We start from the raw sequence: 14896 nt of genomic DNA, 5'->3' as shown, positions 1-14896 counted from the left end.
GTCGACCGGCGGTTCTGGCGGGCCGGCCGCGTCAGCCGGTCATCGCCGGATCGGTCGACGCTCGCGGGGCCGGATCGATGAGCACGCCCGGGTTCAGGATCCCGGCCGGGTCGAGCGCCTGCTTCGCGGCGCGCAGCGCCAGCGCGAAGGGTTCCGGACGCTGGCGGTCGTAGCCGGGCCGGTGGTCGCGACCGACCGCGTGGTGATGGGTGACGGTCGCGCCGAGATCGTGCAGGAGGTCCATCGCCGCGGACTTGATCTCGTCCCACATGGCCACCTCCGCACCGCGGCGGCCCGGCGCGATGACGGTGTAGTAGGGAGCGGGCCCGTCCGGGTAGACGTGGGTGAAGCGGCAGTTGACCGTACCGGCCGCGCCCGTCACCTCTCGCACGACGTCGGCGAGCCGTCCGCGGACGGTCTCGTACAGCTCAGGCGCGCGGTCCCAGGTGCAGGCCGTCTCGAACGTCTCCGTCACGACGCTCATGCGGGCGAGTGCATCCCGGAGGTAGGGCATGCGCAGGAACGCCGAGCGCCATGTCCACGCGGCGCCGTCCCCGCCGCCGGAATCCGTGGGCGCGACCGTTCCGCCGTGGTCACGGGCCAGCGTGAGGAGCTCGGCCAGGCGTCCGTCTACCGGCACGTGCGCCGATTCCACGCCGAGGACGAGCACGCTCTCACCGCCCTGCGCGACCCCTGCCAGAGCGGCCTCCCCGGGGTCGAGGAGCCGGCAGTTGGCCGGGTGCAGCCCCGACTGGGCCAGAGCGCGCACGGCCTCCATCGCGGCATGGACGTCGTTGAAGAGCACCGTCGCGGACGCCTTGTACCGGGGGCGCTCCTGCAGTCGCATCCAGGCCTCGGTGATGACACCGAGAGTCCCCTCGGAGCCCAGGAAGAGCCGGTCGGGGGAGGGGCCCGCGCCCGAACCGGGCAGCCGCAGCGACTCGTTGACCCCGACCGGCGTCACCACGCGCAGCGACTGGACGAGATCGTCGATGTGGGTGAACAGCGTGGCGTAGTGGCCCCCGGCCCGGGTCGCGAGCCAGCCGCCCAGCGTGGAGAACTCGAAGCTCTGCGGGAAATGGCGCAGGGTCAGCCCGTGCGGGCGCAGTCCCGCTTCCAGACGGGGGCCCAGCGCACCGGCCTGGATGCGCGCGGCCCGGCTGACCCGGTCGATCTCCAGCACCCGGTCCAGGGCGGAGAGATCCAGGGACACCACGCCGCGGCGCGGGTGCGCGCGGTACTCGACCCCACCGACGACCGAACTGCCCGCACCGTACGGCACGACGGCCACGTCGGCCTCCGCCGCCCAGTCCAGGACGTCGACCACGTGCTGCTCGGTCCGGGGGCGGACGACCTGGTCCGGGGCTGCGGCGAAATCCCCCGCGAGAGCCCGGAGCACGTCCCGGTACGCCTTGCCGTAGGTGTGCGAAGCCCGGTCCTGCGGAGCGGCCGACATCAGTGGGGCGAGCGCGGAGGGCGGCCGCAGGCGGGAGGGGGGCAGTGCGAGCGCGGTGACGTCGGGGACGGGCAACGGGGTGTCCGCCGCTCCGGGGATCAGTTTGCCCAGTGCGGTGCATTCGGCGTCGGACAGTGCCTGGTCCGCGGCGCCCCAGCCCCACCAGGAACGGACCGGAGGGGCGCTGGAGGGGGACGGGTCTGAAATGGTGCTGTCGGTCACGGCATTGACCTTCCAGTAATTTACCATTTGGTAAGTTACTGGAAGGTATAGTCCGCCCATGACGACTGCAAGAGCCTCGGCCATGCCGGATGCGCCCGGCGATGGAACACGAGGAGGGCGCGGTGGGAGGCGCATCGCCGGCACCAAAGGCGTGCCGAGAGCCCGCCGGGAGCAACAGATCCTCGCCGCGGCCCTGGAGGAGTTCGGCACGCGCGGCCACGCGGCCGCCTCGATGGCCGACATAGCCCGGCGAGTGGGCGTCACCAAACCGATGCTGTACACCTACTTCGGCTCCAAGGACGGCCTGCACGCGGCCTGCGTCGACGACATCGGCTCCCGCCTGCTCGCGGCGATCGACCGGGCCATGGCGGCGCGCCCACCGGAGGGCGAGCTTGCGCACACGGTCCTCGCCGCCCTCTTCAGGACGCTGGAGGATCGGCGGCACGCCTGGTTCGTGCTGTACGACCGGACCCTGCAGCCCGGCTCCGGACCCTGGCACGCCGCCCACCGTCACCGTGAGGCGATCGACGGACTCGCGGCCTCGGGCACGGCCGCGCTGCTACGGGAACAGGGCAATCACGACGCCCTGGACGCGGACGCGCTCAAACATGTGTGGACGGGCACCGTCAGCGCACTGATCGGCTGGTGGATCTCCCATCCCCAGCTGTCCGCACAGGACATGACCGCCCGCTGCGCCCGCCTCCTGGATGCCATCAGTCTGATAGCGAGGCCGAAACCCTCCGTCGGGCACGCACCGGCCGACGCACCGGTGCGTGCCTCGGCGGCGACCGGGACCCCCACCCCCTTGCCCGCCCCCTGCCCGGAGACCCCATGACACGCCGTGTCCTGCCGCCCGTGTCCCGATGGACGGCCGGCGGAAGCCACCTCACCGTCCGCGGCCGCGCACTGTTCGTCCGCCAGGACGGTCCCCCCGACGGCCGTCCCGTCACGTTGATCCACGGGTTCCCCAGCTCGTCCCACGACTGGGCGGCCGTCGTGCCCGCTCTCGCCGCGGCAGGCAACCGCGTCACCACCCTGGACCTGCTCGGTTTCGGCGCGAGCGAGAAACCGCGCGACCACCGCTACTCCGTCCTGGAACAGGCGTCGCTGATCGAGGAGGTGTGGTCCGTTCTCGGCGTGGACCACACTGCCTTGGTGGCCCACGACTACGGCGTCAGCGTCGCCCAGGAGCTGCTGGCGCGCGACCCGTCCCGCATCACCCGCATGGCGTGGCTCAACGGCGGCCTCTACCCCGACCTGCACCGGCCGGTGCGCATCCAGCGACTCCTCCACGGGCCCTTCGGCCCGGTCCTCGCCCGGCTCACCACACAACGGCGATTCATGTCCTCGCTGCGCCGGGTGCTGGGCAGGAACGTCGCTGCGGAGGATCTCCGGGACCTCTGGTGGTCCCTCAAGGACCGGGACGGTCACCGCCTCGCCCCCCGCCTGCTGCGGTACATCGACGAGCGCCGCGAGCACGCCGAGCGCTGGGTCGGCGCCCTGGAGACCTACCGGGGACCTGCCCTCTTCCTCTGGGGGCCGGCGGACCCCATCAGCGGTGCCCACGTCCTCGAGCGGATCCGCAGACGCCTGCCCGGGGCCACGGTGGTGGCACTCGACGGCCCGCCACCGGTCGGCCATTACCCCCAGATCGAACACCCCACGGCCGTCGCCCAGGCTCTCACCGCCTTCCTGGATGGCTAGGGCGTAGCTGTTCCCCCCGGCTGACGCACCCACCCGTCGCCGGTGCGAGCCGCCAAGCCGCCCACAGCGCCGCCCGGATCGCCGCAGGCGAGGCCGGCGCGTCCTGTGCGGCGAACCACCGGCCCGCTGCGCCGACCTCCGACCGTCACCGCGACCGACCCGTTCCGAAGCTTCTCGGTCCTCGCTCAGAGCACTAGAGATCGAGGACGACCTCGGAGACGGGTTCGCTGCAGCAGACGAGGACGGTGCCCGCCTCCGTGGGGTCCAGGGGCGGGGTGGTGTAGGTGACGTCGCCTGCGACGAGGTGCGTGAGGCAGGTGTGGCAGACGCCGGTCCGGCAGGACCACCGGGTGGGGACGTCGCAGGCTTCGGCGAGGCCGAGGAGCGAGGCGTGGGCCGGCGACCACGGGGTGGTGATGCCGCTGCGGGCGAAGGTGACGAGCGGACCGGTGCCCGGCCGGCCGGGTGGTTGGTGCGGCCGGACCGCGACCGTGGTCGTGATGCCGGGGTTCACGGCGGGCAGAGCACTGAACTGTTCGGTGTGGATCCGCTCGGGACGCAGGCCGCGATCGCGCAGGAACGCGCTGAAGTCGTCCATGAAGGCAGGCGGACCGCAGAGATAGGCGTCGGCGTCGGCGGGGATGCCGATGGTGGCCAGTGACGCGGCGGTCGGGCGGCCGTAGGTGATGTGGCGCTGGTCGCGCCCGGCAGCGAGGTCGTCGGGCGCCGTGTAGTAGATGTGCTCGTGGGCGTGGGGGAGTTGAGCGAGGAGGGCGTGGGCCTCGTCGGCGAAGACGTGGTGGGCGCGGTCGTGGGCCGTGTGGATCCACCAGACGGGGCGTGGGTCCCCGGTGGCGGCGAGCTGGTGGAGCATGGAGAGCATGGGGGTGGCGCCGATCCCCGCCGAGGCCAGGACGACCGGGTCCGCGCCGTCCTCGAGTACGAAGGCCCCGCGGGGACTTGCGACGTCCACGAGGTCACCGGGACGGAGACGGGTGTGGAGGTAGTGGCTCACCCGGCCGCGGGGCTCGTGCTTGACGCTGATGCGGTAGGCGGCGGCTGTGGGTGCCGAGGACAGTGAGTAACTGCGCACCACGGGCGCGGATTCACCGACGTCCAGGCGGATGGACAGGTACTGGCCGGGGCGGGCCTGTGGCCGCGGCGTGCCGTCGGTGGTGTCGAGGTAGATCGAGGAGACGGTGGGGGTCTCGCGGACGATGCGGGCGATGCGCATGCTTTTGAAACCCGACCATCCAGGTTCCTGCCTGGGCTGCCGGGCGCCGGCGCGTTCGCCCGGCCACCCCGGTTCCTGTGCGGGCTGCCGGGCGCCGGCGAGTTCGCGGAAGGACTGCTGCCATCCGGGGCTCAGTGCGGGGATGTCGAGTGCTCTGCGCAGCTTCTCGGGGTCGCGGTCGGGGAGGTAGAGCAGGGCGTCGGTGTCGGCGACGCTGAGGTGCCCGGGGCCCTTGCGGGTCAGGGTGATCTGATCACCGGCCTGGACGCTTCCCTCGGTGATCACGCGCACATAGAAGCCGGGGCGGTGATGGGCGACCAGGAGCGAGGCCATGGTGGGTTCGCCCAGGCGCATGCCGACGCGGTAGCAGGTGACGCGGGGCTGGGTGACCTCGAATTCGGCGTCGCCGATGCGGAAACGGTCCCCGATGCACACTTCGCTGTCCGGCAGACCGTCGACGGTGAAGTTCTCCCCGAACATCCCGAAGGTCAGGTCGTCGCGACCGAGCTGCTTCTGCCAGTACTGGTAGGACTGCAGCTGGTAGACGAGAACGGCACGCATCTCACCACCGTGCCCGGCCAGGTCGCCTTGGCCGTCTCCGTCGATGTTCAGCCGCCGCACCATCCGGGGACCGGACACGGGGGACTTCCACGCTCCGGTCCGGACCGTCCTTCCCTTCCAGGGGACGTCCTTGGGCATCCCCACATTGACGGACAGCAGCGTCGCCATTGCGGTTCTCCTGGGGTGGCCGGGATCAGTCCCTCATGGCGCTGTGAAGGGCATGCTGAGCCCGATCCTATGCTCGGCGCGTGCCGCCCGCTATTCATCGATCATGGGCCTGTCGAGGCACCGGCCCGGACTTCCCGCATGCTCGAGCGTCCGAGTGCGGTTCGCGGCGGGCTGCGCTGGCCACCGGCCCGCCAAGGGCGGAGCTGGAGCCAGACCGCCGGCCCGCCAAGGGCGGAGCTGGAGCCAGACCGCCGGCCCGGTCTCGCGTTCGCACCCGGTGCAGGGCCGCCCGCGAATGCCCCGTCGGGCAGCGGCCGCCCCTCCCTTCATCTAACCGGTAAAAGTGACTTGACAGGTTAGAGGGGGCGTGTTCGACTGGTCTTGTAACCGAAAACTGTCCAAACAGGGGTTAGAGAGATGGTTCTCGCAGTCCACCACCGCACCGCGACCGTCAACGGCCTCGAGGTCTTCTACCGGGAGGCCGGAGACCCGAAGGCACCCGTCCTGCTCCTCCTGCACGGCTTTCCGACCAGCTCGCACATGTTCCGCCACCTGATCCCGGCCCTCGCCGACCGGTATCACGTCATCGCCCCCGACCACATCGGGTTCGGGCAGTCGGCGATGCCCACCCTGCAGGAGTTCCCGTACACCTTCGGCGCCCTCACCGAGGTCACCTCCGGCCTGCTCCAGCACCTGGGCGTCGGCCGGTTCGCGATGTACGTGCAGGACTACGGCGCCCCCATCGGCTGGCGGCTCGCGCTCCAGGCCCCGGACCGCATCACGGCGATCATCACCCAGAACGGCAACGCCTACGAGGAGGGCTTCGTCAGGCCCTTCTGGGACGGAGCGTTCGCCTACGCCGAGGCGCCGGGACCGGACACCGAAGCACCCATGCGCGCCGCCCTGACCCTGGAGACCACCCGCTGGCAGTACGTGAACGGGGTGGCCGACCCGAGTCTGGTCAGCCCCGACAACTGGGTCCACGACCAGGCGCTGCTGGACCGTCCCGGAAACGACGAGATCCAGCTCAAACTCTTCCGTGACTACCCCACCAACGTGGAGCTCTACCCGCAGGTCCACCAGTACTTCCGCGACTCCCAGGTCCCCCTCCTGGCGGTCTGGGGCGCCCACGACGAGATCTTCGGGCCCGCAGGCGCCGAGGCGTTCGGCAAGGACCTGCCCGACGCCGAGATCCACCTGCTGGAGTCCGGTCACTTCGCCCTGGAGAGCCACCTCCAGCCCATCGCCGAGCACATCCGCGACTTCCTCGCCCGGGTCCTCACCTGACGCACGCCCGGTGCGGAGGCGACTGGCCGGCAAGGGACCCGTCGTGCCGGATCTCGTCCAGCGGGCTCTCCGCATCACCCCCGGACGGTACGCACCGCCCGCGCCGTCGCGAAGCAGGCACACTCCCGGCACGCTTGCGGACGCAGCGACGACACCGAGCCCGCCGGTCGGCCTTCTCCCAGTCCTCCAGCCCGCTCTGCCCGATGCCGACCATCACCTGCCCCCGCCCGTCGCGGCGCGGATCCTTCCGTCCCGCGCTCCGAGCCCGGAAGGAAGACACCATGGGACTGTCCTGGCAGCAAGGCCCCCTCTCCGCAGGAGCGATCGGACGCTTCCTCACCCCGCAAGCCCTGCCCGAGCGCCTGCTGTTCGCCGAGCGGCCGCGCCGCCGCATGCGCGTGAAGTTCAACGGCACATGGATCGCCGACAGCGAGAACGTCGTCCTGCTGCACGAGCCGGGCCGCTACCCGGTCGCGTACTTCCCCCGCGAGGACGTCGACGCACACGCCCTCGTCGCCGGTGGCAGGACCACCCACCACAAGGACCTGGGAGACACCACCTGGTACACCGTCAAGAACGGCGAGCGCACCACCGAACGCGCCGCCTGGGAGTTCACCGCACTGCCCCGGCACGCCGCCGAACTCCAGGGCCGCATCGCCTTCGCATGGCGCGCCATGGACGCCTTCTACGAGGAGGACGAACGCATCCTGGGCCACGCTGCCGACCCGTACCACCGCATCGACATCCGCAACACCACCCGGACCCTGGAAGTCCGGCTCGGTGACGGCGTGATCGCCTGCTCCGAACGCCCCGTCGTGCTCTACGAATCCGGCTTCGCCCCGCGCTGGTACGTTCCGCGCACCGACATCGACGAGACCCGGCTGCACCCCGTCGAAGGACAGACCTTCTGCCCCTACAAGGGCCTGTGCGACTACTACGACATCGACGGCGCCCACCGCGCCGCCTGGTCCTACCGCAGCGCCTACGCCGAGGTCGGGCGGATCGACGGCATGGTGTCCTTCGAGCCCGACCAGGTCGAGGTCCTCCTCGACGGCAAGCGCCTCGAACTCGAACCCGGACAGAAAGTCATTGCCCACGGCGTGGACCGCGGCCTGGACGTTGACGAGGTGACGAAATGATCTCTGACGTGATGTGATCGCCGGCACTCGTCAAGCCAGGACACCGTACTTTCCGCGCCCCGGGAACCTGGAAAACATGTGACGCGCGGCTCCCGATCGTCGACGATCCACGCGTGGCCACCCTCAACGGCGACAGGACTGAACGCGGCCCGTCCCCTCGGTCCTCTCCGACGCCGGCCGGACGTCCTGTCGGCGCGATCCCGGCACCGTCACTGGTGGCTCGGCATCGTCAGCGTCCAGGTGGGTTCGGCACCGGCCACACACCTGTTCAGCACAGTGGCCAGCTTCGGGGCAGTCGCGCTGCGACTGTTCTTCGCGGCGGCGGTGCTGATGCTGGTGCGGCGGCGCCCCTGCGCATGAATCGTCGCACGTGGACAGTGGTCCGTCCTCGACCTCGCCGGTCTCCTGTGCGCCCTCGCCGCAGGAACGTGCTGGGGCCTGTACAGCCCGGCCGGCGCGGCGCTGGGCCGCCACACCACGGCAGGAACGCGTGTTCGGCATCCTCATGAGCCTCGAGCCGGCGATGGCGGCCCTCGTCGGCCTCATCGTCCTCCCGGAGTCGCTGCACTGGTCACAGTGGATCGCGGTGCTGTGCGTGGCCGCCGCATCGGCGGGCAGCATACGCGGCACCCGCCCGGACGCCCGACCGCAAGCCGAGAACCACGGTGGCGGCGCGGTCGACACCATCGCGTGCTGACCGGCGCCGCCACCGCCGCGCATCACAGCGTGGCCGTCGTCCCCTGCCCGGACGCGCTGCCCGCGAGCCACTCGTCCCATCCCAGGTTGAAGTCGGCGTACCCGTTGTCCGCCGAGGCCTTGGCACGGGGCGAGCCGGTGATGGTGACGGGGTCGCCCTGCTTGACCTGGCCGTAGAACCACTTGGCGTCCGACAGGGACAGGTGCACGCAACCGTGCGAGCCGCGGGCGCTGCCGCTGCCCGGGTTGGGGTCACCGGTCGAGTAGTGCACGTAGGTGCCGGACTGGGTCAGGTGGATGTCCCAAGGCAGCGTCAGATCGTAGTAGTTGGGGCTGCCCTTGTCGCAGCTGATGCCGACGCTGCAGGAGGTCATGTGGACCTTCTCCTCCTTGTCGATGACGGCCATCGTGCCGTTCCACGTCGGGTACTGAGCGCTGCCCGCATTGATCGACAGTGTGCGCACCAGCGTGCCGTTCCGGGTCACCTTCATGGTGTGGCCGGTCACCGAGACATCCGCGCGCACGTCGTCGCCGATCGTGAAGGTGTGCGTGTAGTTGCGCACGCCGTAGCGCCCGTTGCCGTTGCTGACGCCCTCCATGTCGGCGTCGATCTTCACCTTCGTACCGGAGGGCCAGTACGTCTTCGGCCGCCAGTCGGCGCGCTTGTCGCCGAACCAGTGCCAGGCGCCGACCACCGGCTGCGAAGCGCTCACCTTCATGTGCTTCTCCACCGTGGCCCGTGCCTTTGCCGCCACGGGGTTGGTGAAGACCACCGAGATCGGCATGGCCACGCCGACCGTGGCTCCCGCCTGCGGGGTGATCGTGTCCAGCAGCATCGGCGGGCCCGCGGGCTTCGTCGGTGACGGAGAGGCGCTCGCACCCGGCTTGCCCGGCGCCTTTGCGTCGTCCCCGCTCGCCTTGTCACTGCTGCCCCCGCCGCAGGCGCTCACGCCCACCAGCATGGCACCCGTGACCAGTGCGATTCCTATGCCGCCCTTGCGCCGTCCCACGACCTGCCCCGCTCTCTCGCTCTCCGGCCCTGACGGGCCCGACTTCCTGTCAGACAGCCGGGAAGGGGGCCACAGTTGCACGCGTCGTGTAAAGCGTGTCCCAAAAGTTCTTGCCCGCTGGCGGGCCGGGGCCCCCGACCGTCACCGGCTCCTTCCATGGAAGATCACGTATGATCCAGGATGAAAATCGATCAACTGTTGCAGTCACCCGCCTAGTTGGATATTCCTCCACGCCTGAGACCAAGGGTGATCGCGCAGGGGGGAAGGAAGAGAATCGATGAAGTCGACCACTGTCCGACGACGCCTTGTCGGGAGCGCAGCCACGGCCCTGATGGTCGGTGCGGGTGTCCTCGCAACTGCCCCGTCGGCCGCTGCGAAGGCCAACGTCCTGACCATCGACAAGGTGTCGTTCCACGAGCCGACCGTACAGGTGGACGTCACCTACTCCTGTGACCCGGGGATGGACCACGAGCTCGTGGCCAACGCCGGCACGCTCGACACCGGCTCGCACCGCGAAGGGATCGCCGCCGGCACGATCAAGAAGGACAAGCTCGTCTGTGACTACGACAACCACACCGCCCAGGTGAACATGCGCACCGCCCCGGGCTCGCACTTCGTCAAGGGAGACAAGGTCAAGGTCACCGTCTTCTACTTCGACAACGACGGGTTCAGCTACGCCCGCGAATCGACCGTCACGGTCCTGTGAGCGGGCCGGCGCCCGGATAGTGCGGCGTCTGCCTCCACGGCACCGGCACCCCGGACGGGGTCCCGGTGCCGTGGAGGGCACCCTCGTCTCCGTACGCGATATGTACGGTGAATGCACGGGGTCGGTGCGCTCTCTGGAGTAGGCTGCAGCTCAGGAGGTGTGCCATGTCCGAGCTGTTCGACGCGGTCGACGCCCTGGTCGCGTCCCGCGCCGCACTGCCGTCGCCGCAGGAGCGCAAGCGGCTGCGGAAGGCCCACGGCCTGACGGTCGATGAGGTGGCCGCCGCGCTGAAGGTCCGCCGTGCCACGGTCAGCGGGTGGGAGGCCGGCAAGACCGAACCCCGCCCTCCGGAGCGCGACGCGTACGCGCGGCTGCTGAACAGACTCGCCGATCTCTACCCGGCCGCGCCCGTCGAGACACCGACGGCCCCGGAACCCTGTACCGGCACGCCTTCCCCGGCTCCGGAGACCGAGGCCCTCTCCACACGCACGGTCCTGGCGGACGACACTCCGCAGAGCCCCCCCGCCGTGACCACCGCGCCGACAGTCACAGCACGCCCGGCGCGCGCCGTCGGGACGTCGTCGACGCCGGGGCGCCCGGCCGTGGAGCGGGCGGTGCCGGCCGTCACCCCGGGCGGGAGCAAGGAACCACGCTTCGAGAACGGGCCGCTCGCGGTGGTCGACGTCGAGGACGGCCAGGTGCTGGCGTACTGCACCGGCGGTCTGGTCCTGGACGTGCCGGCCAAGAGCCTCCCGGCCCTGGTCGACTGGACGCTGGGCGAGGCGGAGCTCGGCCAGCCGAGGCTGTCCGGACCGGGCAAGGACGCCGACCCGTTGCTCGTGCTGACCGAGGCCGCGCTCGAGCGCTACGGCCTGCCCGTCACGCTCACGGACGAGGAGAGGCTCGCCGGCCGGATTCCGGAAGGCCACAAGGTCGTCAAGCAGCTGCTCCGCGCGGACTGGCAGCTCACGAAGCGCGGGTTCGGACCCTGGGCGCGCATCTACCGACCGGCGCAGGGCTCCGAGCGCACCTGCGTGCAGTTGTGCATCCCGTCCTGGAACGCGCTCGACACTCGTCACTGGGGCGAGGCCGGGCAGCTCCCGCCGGCGGAGCTCGCCCGGATCCTCGGTGTCTACGCGGCCCGGGTGATGACGCCGCGCGGCTCGACGGCAGTGACCGGCCTGGAGCTGATGACCGCGCTGCACCCGCCGACCCGCGCCTCCGAACCCGACGCCGACGGACGCCGGCACTCCGAGCACAACCCCGGGAGCCTGGGCAGGGATCCGGTCGACTGTGCGCCGTGCGAAGCACCGGACGGGCATCCGCTGGTGGCGGACCTGCCCCGCTTCCACGTCCGCGGCCCGGGCGAGAAGCTGTTCGAGGAGGCGTACGACTGGGCGCGGCCGCTCACCGACGACGAGTGTCTGCGCCGCAACCTGGTCGGTATCGACGTCAATATGGCTTTCGCCGCCGGAGCGAACGGGCTGAACGTCGGTCTCGGCAAGCCCACACACCTCAAGCAGCCGGTGTTCGACCCGAAACTGCCCGGCTCATGGCTGGTCGACCTCTCCCATGTCGACCTGTCCCGTGTGAAGGTCGGCAAGGAGTGGGTGGGCCTGGACGGCGGCCTGCTGCCCAGCCCGTTCACGCCCAAGGGGGAACGCCCGCAGGGACCGGCCTGGTACGCGACGCCGACCGTCGCCTACGCGGTCGAGCTCGGCTACGACGTCCGTCCGATCGAGGCGTACGTCCGGTACGAGAACGGCCGCTATCTGGACGCCTGGTACAACCGGCTCCGTGACGCCTACCTGGCCACGATGGCTGATCTCGGTGTGTCTGCGGACCTGCCGCCGGCCGACTTCCTCAAGGCGATGGACGGCTACCGGCAGCGTGACCCCCAGCTGGCCATCGTGGTGTCCGCGATCAAGGCGACGGTCAAGGGCGGCCTGGGCAAGCTGCGCGAGCGGCCCCGCGGTGAGGGCTGGCGGCCCGGCCGGCCGTGGCGGGCCCTGGCCCGGCCCACTTGGCGGCCGGACATCCGCGCCGCCGTCATTTCCCGCACACGGATCAACCTCCACCGGAAGATCGTCAAGCATGCTGCTTTCACCGGGCAGTACCCCGTGGCGATCCTCTCCGACTGTGTCGTCTACGCGGTCGACGGCGGCACACCGCTCGACTTCCTGCCCTACCGGGACGGAAAGCCGCTGCCGGGCGGATTCAAACTCGGCGTCAACCCGGGCCTGGTGAAATGGGAAGGCACCCAGAGCGTCCTGTGGGGCGAGGGCGTCCGCGAGCAGTTCGACGCCCCGGAACTGAATCTCGCCCGGTACATCAGGGACGGCACCGTCACCGATGCCGACAGCGGGGAGTAGGCAGGCTATGAGCGCGTTCGGGGACGGCTTGGACCAGGCGGTGCAGAAGGCTTTCACCCGCCCGGCCCCGAGGTCGGCCGGTGCGCAGATGCGGTACCTGGTCAAGCAGCTCAAGGGAACGAGGGCGGTCGCCGAACTGCTGGGGATGTCCCAGCGTCAGGTGGAGCGTTACGTGGCCGGCAAGGCCAAGCGGCCTCGTGCGGAACTCGCCGCCCGCCTGGAGCGGGAGGTGAAGGCCCGCTGGCAGCCGCAGGTCCGGGCCAGGGCCCGCCACAAGGCGGCGACGACGGGAGGCATCGTCATCGACACCAGGGCCCGGATCGGCTACACCGCGCCGGCCGGTTCGACCGATGACGCACGGATCCGGCACCTGACCGTCGCGCTGCCGCCGCAGTACGCCGCCCGGCTCTTCGACGCCCGGCAGGCCGGCGCCGCTGACCAGCAGCTGCAGCAGATCGCTGCCGAGGCGCTCAGGGACGTGTACTTCCAGGACAGCGGCCGCCGCGCCGGCTCCCTCGAGGAAGTGCGCTTCACGGACATCGAGCACGTCGAGTTCGACCTGTGAACGCCCTTCGGCAGTCCCCGCACCGCCGGCGGTGGTCATCGCAGAGACGGTGACGGATGGCCGAGGGCGTACAGCGAGGGGATCAGAAGCCCGTCGCCCAGACCTGCGCGCGACGCTGGGGCCGCGCGCCGGGCCGAGTGAACAGCCCGGCGCCGCGGAGCAGTCGTGGTGGCGCCGCTCACGGTGCCGGTGTCACGGTGCCGGTGTCGCGGGGCAGGTGGCGTCGTCGGCGGGGAGTCGTCCGGTGAGCAGGTAGTGGCTGCCGTGCTGGTCCATGCAGGTGTTGCCGTCGAACAGGTACTGGCCGTGGTTGCCGCCGCCCGCGACGACGAGGCGGGAACCGGCGAGTACCTGGCGCATGCGCCGTGCGCCCTCGACCGGGGTCGCCGGGTCGTCCTTGGCCTGGAGCAGCAGGATCGGCGGGACCTTCGCCGAGCCGATCTTCACGGGCCGAGCGGTCGGCGCTTTCCAGAACGCGCAGGGCGCGCTGTACCAGGTGTTCAGCCAGGCGAACAGCGGGGCTTCGGGGGCTGCCGCGGCGGTGTCCCGGTGCCACGTCGTCCAGGTGCGGGGCCAGGCGTCGTCCACGCAGTTGTAGGCGAGCTGGGCCGGTTCGACGCCGCCGAGGGCGAGCTGGTCGGTCGCGCCGAGCAGTGTGCTCGCGTCCCCGCGCCGGTAGTCGGAGACGGCCCGGGCCAGGTTGCCCCAGTCCAGGTCGGTGTACAGGGCGGAGGCGAGCAGATCGTCGATCTCGGCGCTGCCCGCCTTGCCCCCGGCGGGGTGGACCTCCAGCTTCGCACGGACGGCGTTCCACGCGGCCGACACCTTGGCCGCACTGGTGCCCAGGTGGTAGGTCCCGTTCTTCTTGGCTGCCCAGGCGAAGAACTGGCCGGCCCGGTGCTGGAGCGCCGGATCCTGCTCGTACTGCGCGGCGTAGCTGGTCACGTTCGGATCGACGACGCTGTCGAGGATCATGCGGCCGGTGTGCGAAGGGAACAGTGTCGCGTAGGTGGCGCCGAGTCTCGTGCCGTACGAATAGCCGAGGTAGTCCAGCTTGTCGCGGCGGAAAGCGGTGCGGATCCGGTCCATGTCGCGGGCCGCGTTCTCGGTGGTGATGTAAGGCAGCAGGTCCTTGGAGTGCGCGCTGCACTGATCGGCTACCTTGCCGGCCACGGTCAGCCGCGCCCGCTCCTGTGCAGCCGTCGCCGGTGTGTACGGCACGGCCGGATGCTTGAGCAGCTTGGTGGTGTCCCCGCAGGAGACCGGGGTGCTGGCGCCGACGCCGCGCGGGTCGAAGCTGACGACGTTGTACTGTGCGGCGACATCCTGGGGCAGCGAGCTCCACACCAACTTGGCCGTGCCGATGCCCGGTTCACCCGGACCGCCCGGATTGACCACGAGGGTGCGGGGGGCGTTCAGGTCGCCGGCCATCGACAGGGTGAGCTTGATCTTCCGTCCGTTCGCCCTTGCGTAGTCGAGGGGCACCTGGAGAGTGGAGCAGTAGGTACCGCGAGGCGCGTCGGAGTGCGCCGGGCAGGTGGACCAGTGGAGGGCCGCGGGCCCGGTGGCCGTGACGGCGGCCGGCGCCGCGTCGGCCGCCTGAGGCCCGGCGACGGCGACAAGAGCACAAGCGGCGGCCAAGGCCGCACCGCGCCGGACGAGGGGTGAGGTCGCGTGGGACAAGTGCTCCTGCTTTCAGGTCGGTTGCAGTGCTGCCGGAAAGCAAGATGAGCAGAAGGGCCCGAAGGTTGGCTTCGAGGCGGCAGCGTCTGCCGC

Annotated in this window: 12 protein-coding genes; 8 read left to right on the top strand and 4 right to left on the bottom strand. The window is 70.8% G+C overall.

What is annotated here, in order from left to right; genetic code table 11:
- Positions 1-31: 31 nt before the first annotated feature.
- Positions 32-1678, bottom strand: a complete 1647-nt coding sequence (locus ABZ919_RS13380) for an FAD-binding oxidoreductase (RefSeq protein ID WP_361246622.1) — start codon at positions 1676-1678, stop codon at positions 32-34.
- A gap of 58 nt (positions 1679-1736) precedes the next feature.
- Here ABZ919_RS13380 and ABZ919_RS13375 point away from each other — a divergent pair, with 58 nt between their 5' ends.
- Positions 1737-2513, top strand: coding sequence for a TetR/AcrR family transcriptional regulator (locus ABZ919_RS13375; protein WP_361246619.1), 777 nt, complete (start codon positions 1737-1739; stop codon positions 2511-2513).
- A complete protein-coding gene (locus ABZ919_RS13370; RefSeq protein WP_361246616.1) occupies positions 2510-3382 on the top strand; it encodes an alpha/beta hydrolase in 873 nt (290 codons plus the stop codon). Before ABZ919_RS13375 ends, ABZ919_RS13370 begins: the two co-directional genes overlap by 4 nt.
- A 193-nt stretch (positions 3383-3575) precedes the next feature.
- On the opposite strand, the gene ABZ919_RS13365 is transcribed toward ABZ919_RS13370, so the two are convergent.
- Positions 3576-5345 (bottom strand): MOSC and FAD-binding oxidoreductase domain-containing protein, encoded by a 1770-nt coding sequence (locus tag ABZ919_RS13365; protein WP_361246613.1) that lies wholly within the window; start codon positions 5343-5345, stop codon positions 3576-3578.
- Positions 5346-5762: 417 nt separating this feature from the next.
- On the opposite strand from ABZ919_RS13365, the gene ABZ919_RS13360 reads away from it, so the two are divergent.
- The 3 genes from ABZ919_RS13360 to ABZ919_RS13350 all read left to right on the top strand — a co-directional run bounded on the left by ABZ919_RS13360 (position 5763) and on the right by ABZ919_RS13350 (position 8468).
- Positions 5763-6632 (top strand): alpha/beta hydrolase, encoded by an 870-nt coding sequence (locus tag ABZ919_RS13360; RefSeq protein ID WP_361246610.1) that lies wholly within the window; start codon positions 5763-5765, stop codon positions 6630-6632.
- Positions 6633-6913: 281 nt separating this feature from the next.
- Positions 6914-7771: a DUF427 domain-containing protein gene (locus ABZ919_RS13355; RefSeq protein WP_361246607.1), complete on the top strand. Its 858-nt coding sequence runs from the start codon at positions 6914-6916 to the stop codon at positions 7769-7771.
- A 490-nt stretch (positions 7772-8261) separates the two neighbouring features.
- Positions 8262-8468: a hypothetical protein gene (locus ABZ919_RS13350; protein WP_361246605.1), complete on the top strand. Its 207-nt coding sequence runs from the start codon at positions 8262-8264 to the stop codon at positions 8466-8468.
- Positions 8469-8490: 22 nt separating this feature from the next.
- Here ABZ919_RS13350 and ABZ919_RS13345 read toward each other — a convergent pair whose 3' ends face one another.
- Complete coding sequence (locus tag ABZ919_RS13345) at positions 8491-9429, bottom strand: L,D-transpeptidase (RefSeq protein ID WP_361247098.1); 939 nt, start codon at positions 9427-9429, stop codon at positions 8491-8493.
- Between the two features lie 325 nt (positions 9430-9754).
- On the opposite strand from ABZ919_RS13345, the gene ABZ919_RS13340 reads away from it, so the two are divergent.
- The 3 genes from ABZ919_RS13340 (at position 9755) to ABZ919_RS13330 (ending at position 13120) form a co-directional block, all read left to right on the top strand.
- Positions 9755-10183 carry a hypothetical protein gene (locus ABZ919_RS13340; RefSeq protein WP_361246603.1) on the top strand — a complete coding sequence of 143 codons (429 nt, stop codon included), beginning with the start codon at positions 9755-9757 and terminating at the stop codon, positions 10181-10183.
- 164 nt (positions 10184-10347) lie between these two features.
- The gene (locus tag ABZ919_RS13335) at positions 10348-12555 is read left to right on the top strand and encodes a helix-turn-helix domain-containing protein (protein WP_361246600.1); all 2208 of its coding nucleotides are present in this window, start codon (positions 10348-10350) and stop codon (positions 12553-12555) included.
- A gap of 7 nt (positions 12556-12562) precedes the next feature.
- Complete coding sequence (locus ABZ919_RS13330) at positions 12563-13120, top strand: XRE family transcriptional regulator (RefSeq protein WP_361246597.1); 558 nt, start codon at positions 12563-12565, stop codon at positions 13118-13120.
- Between the two features lie 192 nt (positions 13121-13312).
- Here the strand turns inward: ABZ919_RS13330 and ABZ919_RS13325 are convergent, their stop codons facing one another.
- Positions 13313-14803, bottom strand: coding sequence for an alpha/beta hydrolase (locus ABZ919_RS13325; protein ID WP_361246594.1), 1491 nt, complete (start codon positions 14801-14803; stop codon positions 13313-13315).
- Positions 14804-14896 lie beyond the last annotated feature (93 nt).

The organism is Streptomyces sp. NPDC046759, from assembly GCF_040645475.1.
Lineage (GTDB): Bacteria > Actinomycetota > Actinomycetes > Streptomycetales > Streptomycetaceae > Streptomyces.
The sequence above is the reverse complement of the archived record's forward strand: the minus strand, read 5'-3'. Positions and strand labels throughout refer to the sequence as shown.